Raw genomic sequence first — 13,246 nt, forward strand, 5'->3', positions numbered from 1 at the left:
GGGACCGGCTGGCTGACGATTCCGCCGCCGGCCGCTAGGATAGATTGCCGGCCCGGAATTTCCCGCTCGGCCACATGAGAACTCTCGCGGTCGATCCCTCCCGGAGCGCATGGGCGCGTTCACACTGACCAACGGCGCGCTGCTTGGAGGCGTTGCCATCCTCGTCGCGCCGGTGATTGCCCACCTGCTGCAGCGCCGTGCGCGGAAACCGATTGTCTTTCCCTCAATTGCGTTTCTGCAGGCGACGGCCGCACAGCAGTCGCGGCTCCACAAGCTCCGCCGGCTGTTCCTGATGCTCCTGCGAGTTCTGGCCCTCGCCTGCATCGTTCTCGCTTTCACGCGACCTGTCTGGTGGACGATCTCCGTCAGTGGGGGGGAACGGAGATCCGCCACGGCCGTCGTTTTTGTCATCGACCGCAGCCTCTCGACCTCCCGGCAGGCCGCAGGGGCGTCTCTGTTCGACCGCCTCAAGTCCGAAGCGCTCGATGCACTCGACGATCTTCAGCAAGGCATCGACGTTGCCGGCGTCGTCTGGGCCGATGCACAGTCGATCGCCGTTTTTCCGCGACTGTCGAAAAACATTCCCGCACTCCATTCGGAGGTGTCTCACGCTGTCGCCGGCCAGGCTCGGGCCGACTTTCCTGCCGCAATTCATCTTGCGATGCGACTTCTGGAGTCTCATTCCGGGCCGAAACGGCTCGTTATTCTCACCGACCGTCAGGCATCGAACTGGAAGTCGTTCGGAGCCGGAGACTCCTCCGAACTGCCTCGTCCCGCAGGTATCGATTTGGTTGTCCCGGCCATCGAAGTCTCCGCGGGGGCAAACGTTGGATTGTCCGCACCCTCCATGCGGCCTGAGCGACCTCGCCCGGAGGCACCTGTCGAGATGACCGCACTGATTCAGAATCATTCGGAGGCGACCCGAATCGTCGGCGTCCGGGCCGAATGGGAAGGGACCGGCGCGCCACAGGCGATCTCGTCCGCGACCATTTCGATCGGGGCCGGGGAGTCGACCGCGGCTTCGATGAACGGGGCAGCGCCTCTCGCTGGAATTGCGGCCGTGCGCTGGAACCTGAAAGAGGCGGATGCACTTGCCGGGGACGATGCCCTTTGGCTGACGGCCTCGGCCGGGCCCGGAGTGCCGCTGGTGATCGCGAGCGACGATTCCCCCGACGATCCGGGAACCGCTGCGTACTACCTCATGCGCGCACTCGCGCCGTTTGATGAAGAGTCGGATAGCAATTCCTCTTTTGCCACTCGTCACGTCGCGGCCAGTCGCCTCACTGCGTGGGATCTTGCGGATGCCCGCGTCCTGTTTCTCGGTTACTCCGGCGTCCTGAAGCAGGAGGCCGCCGCCGTGATTGTGCAGTTTGTCCGCCAGGGCGGATCGCTTCTGATCTTCGCCGGAGATGGCCCGGCCGATCGAAATCTGCAGCTTCTGGATGATGCCGCCAAAGGGACGCTGACCCCCTGGCGACTTCTCTCGCGGAGGGAGGCGCCGCGCCGAACTCCTTTCACTATCGACCGCGGACGCTGGACAACGCGCTGGCTCCGCGAGTTCGACGAACCATCACAACTCGCCCTCCGCGAGATCGCGTTTCGAAGAGTCTGGCAGGCGGGCGCACCGGCGACGGACGCCGAGACACTGCTGACCTTTGCTGACAAAGAGCCAGCGGCCGGCCTGCGTCATTGTGGGATGGGGCAATGTCTGGTCCTGAACTTCAGTCCGGAATCGACAACAGGCGACCTCGGAAAGACCGGGACGTTCGTCGCCCTGGTCCAGATGCTGACGTCGCAGCTCACGCAGACGGACAATGTGCGTTCGACGTTTCTCGTCGGCGAGCGGTTGGCGTTCCAGGTCGCCGAGCCCATCGCGGGAACGCTTGCCGTCCTCGCGCCTGACGGGAAGTCCTCGGCCGTTTCGAGTTCGGCCGGAGCGAAGGAGTTTCAGGCCGGCAGAGCGATGACCGTCGGTATCCATCGATTGATGGCTGAAGGAACAGAGGTCGCGGCCGTCGCCGTCAACGTCGATCCCCGGGAGTCGAATCTGGAGCCGCTGTCGGTCGACGAGATCCGGACCCTGCTCAGCGGATCAGACGCGGTCCGGACGTCGGAAGGCTCGCAACTCGTTTCTGCAGAAAGCGACCGACTCGACGGCGGCCGGCCGTTGTGGGGCGGTTTCCTGCTCACCGGTCTCGGTGCGTTGTCTCTCGAGCTACTTCTGCTGGGCTTATGGCGCCGATGAGCCTTCTCCCCGTCCTTTGGCGCCCGTGGATGCCGGTCCTCACGATCGCCGGCATCGCCGTTGTCCTGGGGGCGCTGGCGATCTACGCCTGTGGACGCAGTTGGCGCCGTGTCGGCGCCAGGTCTCTAGTGGTCCTCGCGATGCGGCTGGCTGGCGTCGTCGCACTGGCCGTGCTGCTTCTCGGGCCCAGCCGCGAACGGCCTGTCGCCACGAGCGGCGAACGTCCGAAATTGACCGTCCTGCTGGATACGTCGCAGTCGATGACTACGGCCGACTGTGGTCAGCAGTCTCGCATTTCCCACGCGGTCGCCACGGTGTTTGATCCGCAGCGTCTCGAGATTCTGAACCGGGATTGTGACGTCGAACTCGAGGGTTTCGACACAACCGTTCGACCGCTGAAAATCGGCGATGTCGCCAGTCGGCCGGATGCATTCGCACTGGGCCGCGAAACGCGTCTCGCAGAGGCCGTTTCCACGGTTGTCGGCCGTTCGCAGGGCGACGGACACGCGATCCTGGTCCTGAGTGATGGCCGCGATACGTCCGGTGAACCGATCCAGCGCGCGGGGTCGCTCGCCGCCGATCGCAAGATCCCGATTTTCACGATGCCCCTCGGCGGGCCGTCCTCCGCGCCCGATGCGGCCCTCATGGCGATGGCCATGCAGGATTCGCTGCTCCCGGATGAAACCGGAAATATCCTCGTCAGGATCTACCAGTCGGGGCTGACTGGCCGGACCGGCCGCGTGAAGCTCAAGCTCGGAGAACACGTTGAGACTTTCTCCGTTCCATTCCAGCAGCACGATTTTGCCGAGATCAAGATTCCCATCCGGCAGAAGACGGCCGGGCAGTACGAGTACCTTGTCTCGCTCGATCCCGTCGGTGACGAGGCCGAACTCGCCAACAACGCGCAGCCCGTGTTCGTGGAGGTGATGAATCGCCGGCTGCGGGTGCTCGTGATTGAAGGCGAGCCCTATTGGGATACTCGGTTCATCTGCCAGACGCTCCGTAAGGACGAGCAGATTGAACTCGTCCAACTGACCCAGATTGGCGAACGCAAACGCGAAACGATCGTGGCCCGCGCCGGCGCGGAGATCTCCCGGTTGCCGTTGAACGCCGAGGAATGGAGTCGCTACGACGTCGTCATGGCAGGCCGGGGGCTCGAGCGTGTGCTCGACGACCGGACCGCGCGGGGGCTGGCCGCGTATGTCGAGGCTGGCGGACAACTGGTCCTCGCCCGTTCCCGACCGTACGACGCCACCACTGATGAAGGTCGTGCGATCAGCCGTCACCTGGCGCCGGTCGAACCGGTTCGTTGGGGAGACGAGTGGCTTCCCGCCGCCCGGATTCAGCTCGCTCCCTCCGGGCGCACGGGGTCGTGGATTTCCGTCGAGAAGACACGGCTCGATCCCGATGACGCCTTTCGCAGGCTTCCGCCGCTTGAGGAAATTCAGCGTGTCGCCTCGATGCCGCCCGCGTCGATCGTGCTGGCCGAAACGTTGCCGGCCGACGGCGGTGAGCCTCAGCCTGCGATTGTGCGGATGCAGGTTGGACGGGGAGCCACTGTTGCGATCCTCGGGGAAGGCAGCTGGAAGTGGAGTCTCCTGACTCCAAACAACCACGACCTGCGCGGCTTCTATGACATCTTCTGGTCCAACCTCGTTCGCTGGCTCGCCTTTGGCGGCGATTTTCCACCTGGGCAGCAGGCGTCCCTGCAACTGAGTCGCCGGAGCGTCCGGCTAGGCGACGATCTGACGATCGACGTGGCCTACCGCTTCGCCCCCGACGGCGCGGCGGCCCCGAGCCTGGAACTCACTTCACCTGGTGGCGAAACACGTCCGCTTGTCGCGAAGCGGCTTCCGGGACCTCTCCCTCGCTATCGGGCGACGCTTCAGACGGACGCCGCAGGCGTCCACCATGTCACGGCCTCCACGCCCGGTCTGACTCCTGCGGAGATGACCGCGCGGTTCAATGTCTATGACGTCAACCGGGAACGCCTGAACGCGTCCGCCGATCCGCTCACGCTCAAGATGCTCTCGGATCTTTCCGGTGGAGCGGTAACGGAGCCGGAGTCGTTCGAGGAACTGGGCAATCAGCTGGCCAGCCACCGACGGTCGATGGAGACGCCGCCTCAGATCGAGTTCATCTGGGACCAGGCGTTCGTCATGTGGACGCTGCTCGGCTGGATGGCGGCCGAATGGCTGATCCGGCGCCTGCTGGGCCTGTGGTGACGGGTTGCGTCCGCGCGCGGATCAGAGGTTGTACGACAGGAGGAACAGTGCGCCGCCGATCAGGGCCATGAAGAGGATCAGCGTGACGAACATCCGCATCGAACGGGCGAGGATGCAGCGAGTTTCTTCGAAACGGCTGGCATTCCAGACGAGGCTGACGACGGCGGCGAGTGGGAGGGCTAACCAGGTCATAAGTCACACCGCCGTGGCTGCAGGCTTTGCGGCCGGCTTCTTGCCGGGGGCCGGTCCGCTGTCCGGTTGCGGGCCGCCGTGGGGATCGTCGTTGTATCCGTAGGCCGGGCCTTCGAGGGCGTCCCAGATGGCGAGCATGTTGAGCAGGCCCGCGATCCAGGTCAGGACCACGGCCAGTTCATGCCACTTTCCAAGACGCCCTTCCAGTTCCTGTTCCTCGGTGTCGTCGAGCGGAGCGCCGAACCAGTTCGTGAGCGGACGCGGAATGGAACCGTTCAGCTGCCCGGAAGTCCCGTCCGACTGGTGGGCATCGCCGCTGACGTGGCGGTTCCAGTCGGCCGCGATCGGGCGATCGAGGTCGACGCTTTCCTTCAACGTGAGCTCGACCTGCTTACCGTCGCCAGTCGAGCCCGTGAACTTGCCGCCGATGGTCTCGCCGAAGCCTCCCTGAACGGTCTCGAGGGACAGCGTCCCTTTGACTGGGGTATCGAGCCGGCCGGCGTCGGTGGGATACGTCGTGAACGTTCCTTCGAACGGGGCCGTGATGGGAGCAGCGAGGGTGCGGGGAATGCGGTTTTCGTCGCTGAGGTAGCGCCGCGTCTGCAGCAGGGCAGCGACCGCGGGAGTGCCCATGCCGAACTGGGCCGCGTATTTCAGGGCCAGCAACGTCCGGTTCTTCATCCGGTATTCGAACGGCGGGGCCTGGATCGCCTTCCATTCGGCGAGAGCAGAACCATAGAGGAACATCCCCGTGATGCAGACGCCGTAGACCAGCCCCTTGAAGACCCGGCCCTGAAACAGGTGTCCCAGGCCGGGAAGGATGAAGGTCAGGATGGCGGCCAGAACCGGAGCTCGGAGCCTGATGCGGGAGTCGGTCATTTCAGATCCGGGATGTCGCGGATTCCCGCGAGGACGACGCAATCACAAGCCGAGCATCATAGAAGCGGACTCCAAGGACCGCCAACAGACTTCTGTTCCGAGTTGCGTTCGGACGATTTACGGACGAACGGACTTGTGCCGACGCGGTCGACAACGGGACGCCGGGCGTACGTAATCAGGGGGCCGGGGGTGATGCTGCATCACCTCCGGCCGCCGGGCCGATGGCTCAACAACGCAGCGATTGCAGGCCGCGGTTCAGAAAAAATACTTTTCAGCGTCTTTGACGATCTTCGGGTCGCGGCCCTTGAGATCTTCGAGGTGCGTTTTGGCTTCCGCGACGTGCTTCGCCAGAGCCTCGTCACCTTCCGGAACCTTCTTCTTCGACAGGGTGATCAGGAAGAGCGCGACCGCCCGTTTTGTCTGGCTGGAGCCGTGGCTGGGGGATTCGTAGATCTCCATCAGCTTCGGCATGACCGTCCAGTCTTCCCAGCGGGCCAGGTCCTTGATTGCCAGGTCCGCGAACTCCGGACGCTCAATGAGCATTCGCATGGCCTGGCGCAGCCGGTCCTTGCTGACGCGGTTCTGGGCGTACTGCCACATGAACCGCAAGGTCTGCATCGCGGCATAGGTGTCGCTGAACTGTTTCGTGTTCTGGGCCAGCTTCTCTTCGAGCATGGTGATGCCATCGTCTCCCAGGAGGAGAACGTAGCCGGCCATCATGCCGTCGAGGCCGAGCCGATAGGTCTCGGTGGGCCGGTTGATTTCTTCCTTCAGGAAGGCGGCGTCCTCTTTCGAACCGCACAGTCCGAGCATCATCCCGTAGAACCCGATGCGGGTCTGGTTCGTCTCTTTCTTCGAGATCCATTCCTTCAGTTTCGCAGGCGAGAACTGGTCCGCGATCGGTTCGATGTCGCTATAGGGGGCGGCGGCGAACTCCGAGAAGGCGTCCTTCGAGATCAGTTCATCCGGATGCTCGAGGTACTTCAGGAAGAACGGGAGCCGCTTCATCGCCGGGACTTCGCGGCCGGGAGATTCGGTGATGTAGGTGAAGCTCGTCTCGGTGACTTCCAGCGGGCTGCCCCATTCGATGCCGTCGATCTTCGTTCCCATCAGCAGGAAGAGGTCTCCCGGCTTTCCCGGTCGATAACGATCGAGCGTAATCGTCGATCCCTTTTCGTAATCAGCGCCGGGCTGTCGCACGATGTTCGCGACAGTGAAGGTCGTCGATCCGAAGGTCTGCTTTTCAGCGTTCGCCGGCTCAGCCGATTTCCACTGGACAAGCACCGCGGCGTCGGCCTGAGAGAGTTGCTCGGCGAGCGAAGGCTCGGGGGCATCACAGAAAGGACAGGCGAGCGCGGCGCTGACGGCCGTCATGCAGGCCAGGGCGACGGCGACGATCACGGGACGATTCAGCATGGGACTTCACTCCGGTCTCGGGCGGAGACATCCTGCGCGCGGCAGGTCGCCTCCGGTTATTTCATCACGACTGCATCGTCGATCGAGTACAGAAAATACAGCTCGCCATCACGTTCTTCGGACTCAATATGAAAGGTGCCGATGACATCGAACGGCCGGCCGAAAATGTAGTCGGTGGTTGTCCCTTCCTTCATCGTGACACGCACCTTGTCGTACACCTTGGCCTCGCGTCCGAAGCAGCAGATCTGGTTATCGCGCACGAAGAGGAAGGCGGGCAAGCCTTCCGTCATGAGGGGCGGAAACATCCAGCCGCGAAGACGCACCTTTTCGCCGTTGAGTGATTTCAGCCAGCCGGGAAGATACTCCTCCGCGTTCAGCGGAACCGGCTCCATGTTGAGGACCTTGAGAAGGTCGAGGTCGTCATACGACACCCGCAGGGCCTTCTCCCGTCCCTCCCGGCTGAAATCCTTGTGCGGGACCTTCAGCTCGATCTTGTTGGGGATCAGGCTCTTGAGCGCGTCCGGCGACGCGGTCAACGGCTCGAGCGCGACGGCCGCTTCGGGCCGGGCGGGGTCAGCGGCGGAGGCGATCTGAGTCGTTGCGAGGGGTTTCGGGGTTTCCGTGACCGCCTGCTGGACGACCTCGGGTTTCACTTCCGGGGGCGTGGCGGGTGGTTCGTTGAGCTGGGTCGTCTCGGCGACAGTGGGGGTCGCGACAACCTGTTCTTCGACGGCGGGGGGCGTTGCGGGTGCAGCGGGAGAGCCCTGGGGCTGCTCAACCAGTTCGTAGGACCCTTTCGTCGCCGAGGAGTTGCAGCCGGACCATCCGGCAATCAGAGCCAGCAGCAGGAGCGGGCAGACGCTACGGCGATCCATCCTGGGAACCTTCCTTTAGGGCTGGGGCATCTCGGCCGGCTTCGATTCGCTCGCGGGCCGCTCGGCGGCCGCGGGGGTGCTGGCAGCCGGCTCCGCCTTCAGTTTCGCGGCTTCCTGTTCGGCCGCGACTTCCTTCATTTTTGCTTCGAACGTGGCTCGCTCAGCGGTGAGGTCGACTGGTTTGACAGGATCAAAATCGCTGGCCGAAGGCTTCACTTCGACGCCGTCCAACTGGAACAGCGCCTCGAGTTTTCCGCCCTTGTATTCCCGGTTGATGCGGAATGTACCGGCAACCGAGACTCGCCCGGAATAGAAGTCTGCGAGGTTCGCGCCCTTCATGTAGACGCCGAGCATGTCGACGAGTTTCGGCTCTCCGCCGAAGCAGCACTGGTCGCTGTCTTTCACCAGGAGAAACGACTTGAGGCCGAAGACCTGTCCCGTGGGATACATGAACCCCTTGAGGAAGATCTTTTTTCCTTCCATGGTTATCAGGTCGGGATGCGGGAGCTGATTGCCTTCATAGGTGACGAGACCCTTGTCCGAGATGTCGCGGCTGAAGCTGACGCGTTCGTAGCCTTCGAGCACTTCGGTCTGGTAGGCGTAGACCTGGTAGCCCAGTCCGCCGGCGAACGCCAGCACGGAGAGGAACACCGCGCTCGAGGCGAGCTTCATGCCGGAGTATTCCCCACGAGCTGAGCGGATCCGGACCACGGCCACGACCGCCAGTACCAGGCTGACGACGGCGAGCGGCAGCATGAACCACAGGGCCAATGTCGTCAGGGACAGGAGCGAAAGCGCGAATGCCAGAACCGCCAGCATCGACATCGGGCGGTAGTTGAACTCCTCCGGAGAGGGTTCGTGAAACTGCACCGCCCCCGGGGCGGGAGCCACCAGAGTAGAGGTCGACATGCAATCAACTCCTGAAATACCGCAGCGAATCTGAGATAACCTGTGGCAGCTCAGAGAGTTGCGCCGGAATAAGGAACGGCAGGCGCAACATTTGGTACAGAGAATCTCCGCGACCGGGGGGAGCCACCACAGATATTGTGCCTCCCCGCCAGCCGATGGCAAGGGCGGGAGATCACGGAGGAGGGGGGAAAGGTCCCGCCTCAACGCACCACTTTGACTGACCGATGCACTCCCAGGCCTCCAATGTGCCGACGCGGCTGGCCTGCCGATTCACCCGGATGGGTTGGGTCGGGAATGCAGTTGCGGGGGATCAGCCGGGGCGATGAAGCGGGGACGGAGGGCAGGGGATAAATGGGACTGTCTCCCGCGTGGTCACCGCAATGACCTTGGCACCCACACCCCGGCCCTCTCCACCGCTGGCAAGTTGATGACGAGGGATAAGCCGACTGCGGGGCCGAGGGAGAATCAGGTCACGCTACATGGAATCGGTCCGTTAGAGCACTTCCACAGTTGCTTTTCAGAGGGATGATAGGGGAAAGGATTTCTCAAGTGGTTGGCTCAATCAAGGAAGAGTCATGCCCACCCCCTACTCAATGGATTTGAGGCGACGTGTCGTGGCCGAAGTCGACCGCGGCTCTCCGCCGGCCGAAGTCGCCCGGCGATTTCAGGTCACTGAACGAACCATCTGGAACTGGCTCGCGCTTCGCAAAGAGACTGGCCAGATCACTCCCCGGCAGGGAGATGTCGGCCCGGAGTGCGTTCTGGAACCGCATCGGGAGCGGATTTTCAAAAGCGTCCAGGACGACCCCGGCCTGACGCTCGCCCAAAGGCAACGCCAACTCGGTCTGCCGGGCTGCGCGACCACTCTGTGGAATGCGCTTCGGCGCTGGGGAATCACTCTCAAAAAAAGTGCTCAAAGCTGCTGAACAACAGCGGCCGGATGTGGCTCAGAAGCGCCGCTGGTGGAACATCCTGGTGCAGTCGAAAGCCTGTCGCCGTCTGGTGTTCTTCGACGAAACCGGGGCCGACACGAAGATGACGCGACGCTATGGCTGGGGACCAAAATCACGCCGGGTCGTGGACCATGTCCCTCAAGGGCATTGGAAAACGACGACGTTCGCAGCGGCGCTCAGGGCCAGCGGAGTGATTGCTCCCCTGGTGCTGGATGGCCCGATGGATGGGGAATGCTTTCTGGCTTACGTCCGTCAGTTCCTGATCCCGGCGCTGGAGCCGGGAGACTTGGTGGTCATGGACAACCTCAGCAGCCACAAGCAGAGCGCGGTGGGTGACGCGATTCGACAGGCCGGGGCTGAGGTGTACTACCTGCCGCCGTACTCACCCGATCTCAACCCGATCGAGAAGTTGTTCTCGAAGTTCAAGACGCTTTTGCGGACGAGCGCTGAACGGACGACAGAAGGACTCTGGAACCGGATCGGAGTGCTGGTGGACGAGTTCACTCCGAGCGAATGCCTGAACTACATCCGTTCCTGCGGATACACTGCACACGAATCATGAAGTTGCTCTAGCTGCCGATGAGCGCCAGGGCGGCGATGACGTTGGGGGAGACCATGCCGCCGGCGCGGCGCTCATACCGTCGGAGCCACGGCAGGGCCATCTCGAGAGGGACGTGGTGAACAACGATCGCTTCGTCCGCAACACCGCCGCCGTCGCCGATCTTCCGGATACCCGTCGCGAGGAACAGGTTGACGACTTCGCTGGACAGGCCGGCGGAGGTGGGACCGGAGAAGACCTTTTTCATGCGCGCGGCCCGGTAACCCGTCTCTTCCTCGAGTTCCCGCTTCGCCGCGACGACCAGGTCTTCTCCATCCTCGTCGTCGCCGACGAGGCCGGCCGGGAGGTCAAGCACCTGCTTCTTCAGCGGGACGCGGAACTGCTCGGTGAGGATCAACTCGTTGGCGTCGGTGACAGCGATCACGGCGACGGCGTCGAGGCCACGCGACCGTTCGGCATATTCCCAGCCGTTTTCTGTGACCATCCGCAGGTAGCGGCCTTCCGCGAGAACCTTCCTTGGGGATTTCTTCATGGGTGTCGCACGAGAGCTTTCTCAAGGAGCCGGCGTTGGCCCGAGGAGCAGGAGGGCTGGATCACTTGGCGCCGAAACAGAGGATGCGGCCGGTGTTGGTTTCGGTTCCGATCACCAGGCGCCGGGAGGCGATGGCCGCAGAGCCTGCGACCGACTGGCTGACCGGCTGCTTCCAGACCAGGCTGCCATCGTTCAACGACAACCCGTAGAGGAACTTGTCGGCCGAGCCGAAGTAGACACGCTCCCCAACGATCACGGGGGAGCCGTCGATCTTCGCCCGCGTCTGAAACGTCCACAGCCCTTTGCCGGTGGTGCGGTCAATCGCGTGCAGGTGCTTGTCGCGACTGCCAATGACGAGCGTGTTCCCGGAGATGGCCGGGGACGAGTGAATCTGCTGTTCCCGGTTCGGCACCGAGTAGGTCCACAGGCGCTCTTTCTTCTTCCAGTCGAGAGCAATCACCGACCCAGCGTCGGTTCCGAAGTAGAGGATGTCGTCCACCACGGCGGCCGACGCGATCAGCAGTTCCTCCATGGGGATTTCCATGTGCTGCTGGCCGGTGGCGGTGTCGACGACGCGCATGATCGGCTTGTCGCAGCCGGTGATGAAGGTGAACTGGCCGGCGAGCGTCGGCGTGGCGTTCACCGGTCCCTGGGTCTCGAACGTCCAGACATTCGCACCATCGGCCTGCTTCAGGCAGTAGAGTTTGCCGTCGTGGGAGCCGAACAGGACGCGGTCGTCGAGGAAGGTGGGCCCCCCGACGATCTCCGAGCCGGTTTCCAGCGACCACTTCTTCTTTCCGGTGGCCGCATCGACGACGTGGAACACTCCCTGGTCGTCGCCGGCAAAAACGGCGTCGCCGGCGATCCCGATCGGGGCCGCAAACCCGGATGCGAACTCCTTCTCGTCCTTCGATTCGATCGATCGATAGCGCCAGTACTCCTTGCCGGTCGCCAGGTCGAGACACAGCAGGTATCCGACCAGCGTGCCGACATAAGCCCTGCCATCGCGAATGACAGGGGTGCTGACGACGCCATCCTCCGTCGGGACTTCCCACAGGAGTTCCAGCTTGTCCGGCAACGTCGACGCGGCGACGCCCAGAAGTGACGGACCATTCCGGAAGGTCGTCCATTCCTCGACGACGGGGGGGGCGGCTGCGGCGCAGGTTGTGGTCGACACGCCGGCGGCCGCGGCCATGGCGGCGGTTGCCTGGAGAAACTGCCGACGGTCGAAGCCGTGGTTCAGCGAGCGGGAAATGCGCATCGGTAAAGCTCCTCGAGGCTGTCCGCCGCCACACTTCTCGGATTGAATCGTCCGGTCCATTGCTGCGCCGCTTCGGCGGCCATCTGGGGGATCAGGCCGGCATCCACGCCACATTCCTCGAGTGAAACGGGGGAGCCGGAATCGACGACGAACGATTTCAGTCGATCGGCCAGCACATGGCCGGCGGGCGTTCCGTTGATGGACAGGCCCGCATCGACAGCCAGGTTGCGGTACATGCCGTCGACCTCGGCGGAATTGAACCGGACGACGTGGGGCAGAAGGATGCCGATGGCAGCGCCGTGGGTGATTCCGAAGCGAGCAGTGACGGGGTTGGCCAGGGCGTGCGCCGCTCCGAGCATCGAGTTCTCGATCGCGGCGCCCGCCAGATGGGCTCCCAGGAGCATGGCGCCGCGGGCATCGACATCGTCCGGCTTCTGGAGGACACGGGGAAACGAACGGGCCAGCAGTGTCCAGGCGCGGCGGGCGAACAACTGAGAGATCGGGTTGCGTTTCGTCGTGACGTAGCTTTCCACCGCGTGGCTGATGGCGTCGATGCCGGTGACGGCCGTGACGCTGGCGGGCATCGTCAGGGTCAACTCGGGATCGAGGATGGCGACCCTGGCCGCCGCCTTCCTGTCGCCGCAGGCCATCTTGACGTGGCTTTCGGCATGGGAAATGACGGCATAACACTGGGCTTCGCTGCCGGTTCCGGCCGTGGTCGGCACGGCGATCATCGGGAGCATCGGCTTCGTCGCCTTCCCGAAGCCGTGGTAGTCCTCCATCCGGCCTCCGTTGGTGACGAGGAAGTTGATCCCCTTGGCGCAGTCCATCGAACTGCCGCCGCCGAGACCGACGAGCATGTCGACTTCCCGGGCACGGGCGAATTCGGCCCCGCGGAGGACATCGTCGGTGGTGGGGTTGGAGGGGACTTCGTCGTAAACCGTGACGTCGAGTCCGGCAGCATTCAGGAGGTCGATGGCCTTCGCTTCATGGCCGGCGGCCCGGAGTCCCGGATCGGTGACGAGGAGCACATGCCGGCGCTCGAAATCCGCGGCCAACTCGCCGAGTCGGGAGAAAACGCCTCGACCAAAGACCACGCGTGTCCGCGGGTCGAAATCGAAGCTCGGGATGACAGGAGTTTCGGCCGGGGGTGGAGTCATTCGGCTGGCGGGGCAGTATGGCGGGACAACCCCGTCATTG

Annotated in this window: 12 protein-coding genes; 4 read left to right on the forward strand and 8 right to left on the reverse strand. The window is 63.6% G+C overall.

Annotation, left to right across the window (positions count from 1 at the left end; genetic code table 11):
• The first annotated feature begins 109 nt into the window (after window positions 1-109).
• Entirely contained in the window at window positions 110-2,245 is a 2,136-nt protein-coding gene (locus tag Pan44_RS14715) for a vWA domain-containing protein (RefSeq protein ID WP_145030781.1), read from the forward strand.
• Window positions 2,242-4,470 carry a vWA domain-containing protein gene (locus Pan44_RS14720; protein ID WP_145030782.1) on the forward strand — a complete coding sequence of 743 codons (2,229 nt, stop codon included), beginning with the start codon at window positions 2,242-2,244 and terminating at the stop codon, window positions 4,468-4,470. The genes Pan44_RS14715 and Pan44_RS14720 overlap by 4 nt, the downstream gene beginning before the upstream one ends.
• 21 nt (window positions 4,471-4,491) lie before the next feature.
• Here Pan44_RS14720 and Pan44_RS27425 read toward each other — a convergent pair whose 3' ends face one another.
• The 5 genes from Pan44_RS27425 to Pan44_RS14740 all read right to left on the reverse strand — a co-directional run bounded on the left by Pan44_RS27425 (window position 4,492) and on the right by Pan44_RS14740 (window position 8,741).
• Window positions 4,492-4,662, reverse strand: a complete 171-nt coding sequence (locus Pan44_RS27425; RefSeq protein ID WP_197453336.1) for a hypothetical protein — start codon at window positions 4,660-4,662, stop codon at window positions 4,492-4,494.
• Between the two features lie 3 nt (window positions 4,663-4,665).
• A complete protein-coding gene (locus Pan44_RS14725; protein WP_145030783.1) occupies window positions 4,666-5,541 on the reverse strand; it encodes a DUF6677 family protein in 876 nt (291 codons plus the stop codon).
• 255 nt (window positions 5,542-5,796) lie between these two features.
• A complete protein-coding gene (locus Pan44_RS14730) occupies window positions 5,797-6,957 on the reverse strand; it encodes a hypothetical protein (protein WP_145030784.1) in 1,161 nt (386 codons plus the stop codon).
• 56 nt (window positions 6,958-7,013) lie between these two features.
• A complete protein-coding gene (locus Pan44_RS14735; protein WP_145030785.1) occupies window positions 7,014-7,832 on the reverse strand; it encodes a hypothetical protein in 819 nt (272 codons plus the stop codon).
• Window positions 7,833-7,847: 15 nt separating this feature from the next.
• Complete coding sequence (locus Pan44_RS14740) at window positions 7,848-8,741, reverse strand: hypothetical protein (protein WP_145030786.1); 894 nt, start codon at window positions 8,739-8,741, stop codon at window positions 7,848-7,850.
• Window positions 8,742-9,334: 593 nt separating this feature from the next.
• On the opposite strand from Pan44_RS14740, the gene Pan44_RS28290 reads away from it, so the two are divergent.
• Window positions 9,335-9,667, forward strand: a complete 333-nt coding sequence (locus tag Pan44_RS28290; RefSeq protein WP_390620637.1) for an IS630 transposase-related protein — start codon at window positions 9,335-9,337, stop codon at window positions 9,665-9,667.
• Window positions 9,615-10,256 carry an IS630 family transposase gene (locus Pan44_RS14750; RefSeq protein WP_145027933.1) on the forward strand — a complete coding sequence of 214 codons (642 nt, stop codon included), beginning with the start codon at window positions 9,615-9,617 and terminating at the stop codon, window positions 10,254-10,256. Before Pan44_RS28290 ends, Pan44_RS14750 begins: the two co-directional genes overlap by 53 nt.
• 7 nt (window positions 10,257-10,263) lie before the next feature.
• On the opposite strand, the gene Pan44_RS14755 is transcribed toward Pan44_RS14750, so the two are convergent.
• The 3 genes from Pan44_RS14755 to Pan44_RS14765 form a co-directional block, all read right to left on the reverse strand.
• Window positions 10,264-10,785: an NUDIX hydrolase gene (locus Pan44_RS14755; protein WP_145030787.1), complete on the reverse strand. Its 522-nt coding sequence runs from the start codon at window positions 10,783-10,785 to the stop codon at window positions 10,264-10,266.
• A gap of 61 nt (window positions 10,786-10,846) precedes the next feature.
• Entirely contained in the window at window positions 10,847-12,046 is a 1,200-nt protein-coding gene (locus Pan44_RS14760; RefSeq protein ID WP_197454115.1) for an outer membrane protein assembly factor BamB family protein, read from the reverse strand.
• Window positions 12,025-13,206, reverse strand: a complete 1,182-nt coding sequence (locus tag Pan44_RS14765) for an iron-containing alcohol dehydrogenase (protein WP_145030789.1) — start codon at window positions 13,204-13,206, stop codon at window positions 12,025-12,027. The genes Pan44_RS14760 and Pan44_RS14765 overlap by 22 nt, the downstream gene beginning before the upstream one ends.
• Window positions 13,207-13,246 lie beyond the last annotated feature (40 nt).

It is taken from the genome of Caulifigura coniformis, from assembly GCF_007745175.1.
In the GTDB taxonomy this organism is placed as follows: domain Bacteria; phylum Planctomycetota; class Planctomycetia; order Planctomycetales; family Planctomycetaceae; genus Caulifigura; species Caulifigura coniformis.

Bases quoted from the DNA above. Each gene is read 5' to 3' on its own strand.
- Pan44_RS14750 (WP_145027933.1), top strand. From the start codon at position 9,615: ATGCGCTTCGGCGCTGGGGAATCACTCTCAAAAAAAGTGCTCAAAGCT.
- Pan44_RS14715 (WP_145030781.1), top strand. From the start codon at position 110: ATGGGCGCGTTCACACTGACCAACGGCGCGCTGCTTGGAGGCGTTGCC.
- Pan44_RS14755 (WP_145030787.1), bottom strand. From the start codon at position 10,785: ATGAAGAAATCCCCAAGGAAGGTTCTCGCGGAAGGCCGCTACCTGCGG.
- Pan44_RS14740 (WP_145030786.1), bottom strand. From the start codon at position 8,741: ATGTCGACCTCTACTCTGGTGGCTCCCGCCCCGGGGGCGGTGCAGTTT.
- Pan44_RS14730 (WP_145030784.1), bottom strand. From the start codon at position 6,957: ATGCTGAATCGTCCCGTGATCGTCGCCGTCGCCCTGGCCTGCATGACG.
- Pan44_RS14765 (WP_145030789.1), bottom strand. From the start codon at position 13,206: ATGACTCCACCCCCGGCCGAAACTCCTGTCATCCCGAGCTTCGATTTC.
- Pan44_RS27425 (WP_197453336.1), bottom strand. From the start codon at position 4,662: ATGACCTGGTTAGCCCTCCCACTCGCCGCCGTCGTCAGCCTCGTCTGG.
- Pan44_RS28290 (WP_390620637.1), top strand. From the start codon at position 9,335: ATGGATTTGAGGCGACGTGTCGTGGCCGAAGTCGACCGCGGCTCTCCG.
- Pan44_RS14760 (WP_197454115.1), bottom strand. From the start codon at position 12,046: ATGCGCATTTCCCGCTCGCTGAACCACGGCTTCGACCGTCGGCAGTTT.
- Pan44_RS14720 (WP_145030782.1), top strand. From the start codon at position 2,242: ATGAGCCTTCTCCCCGTCCTTTGGCGCCCGTGGATGCCGGTCCTCACG.
- Pan44_RS14735 (WP_145030785.1), bottom strand. From the start codon at position 7,832: ATGGATCGCCGTAGCGTCTGCCCGCTCCTGCTGCTGGCTCTGATTGCC.
- Pan44_RS14725 (WP_145030783.1), bottom strand. From the start codon at position 5,541: ATGACCGACTCCCGCATCAGGCTCCGAGCTCCGGTTCTGGCCGCCATC.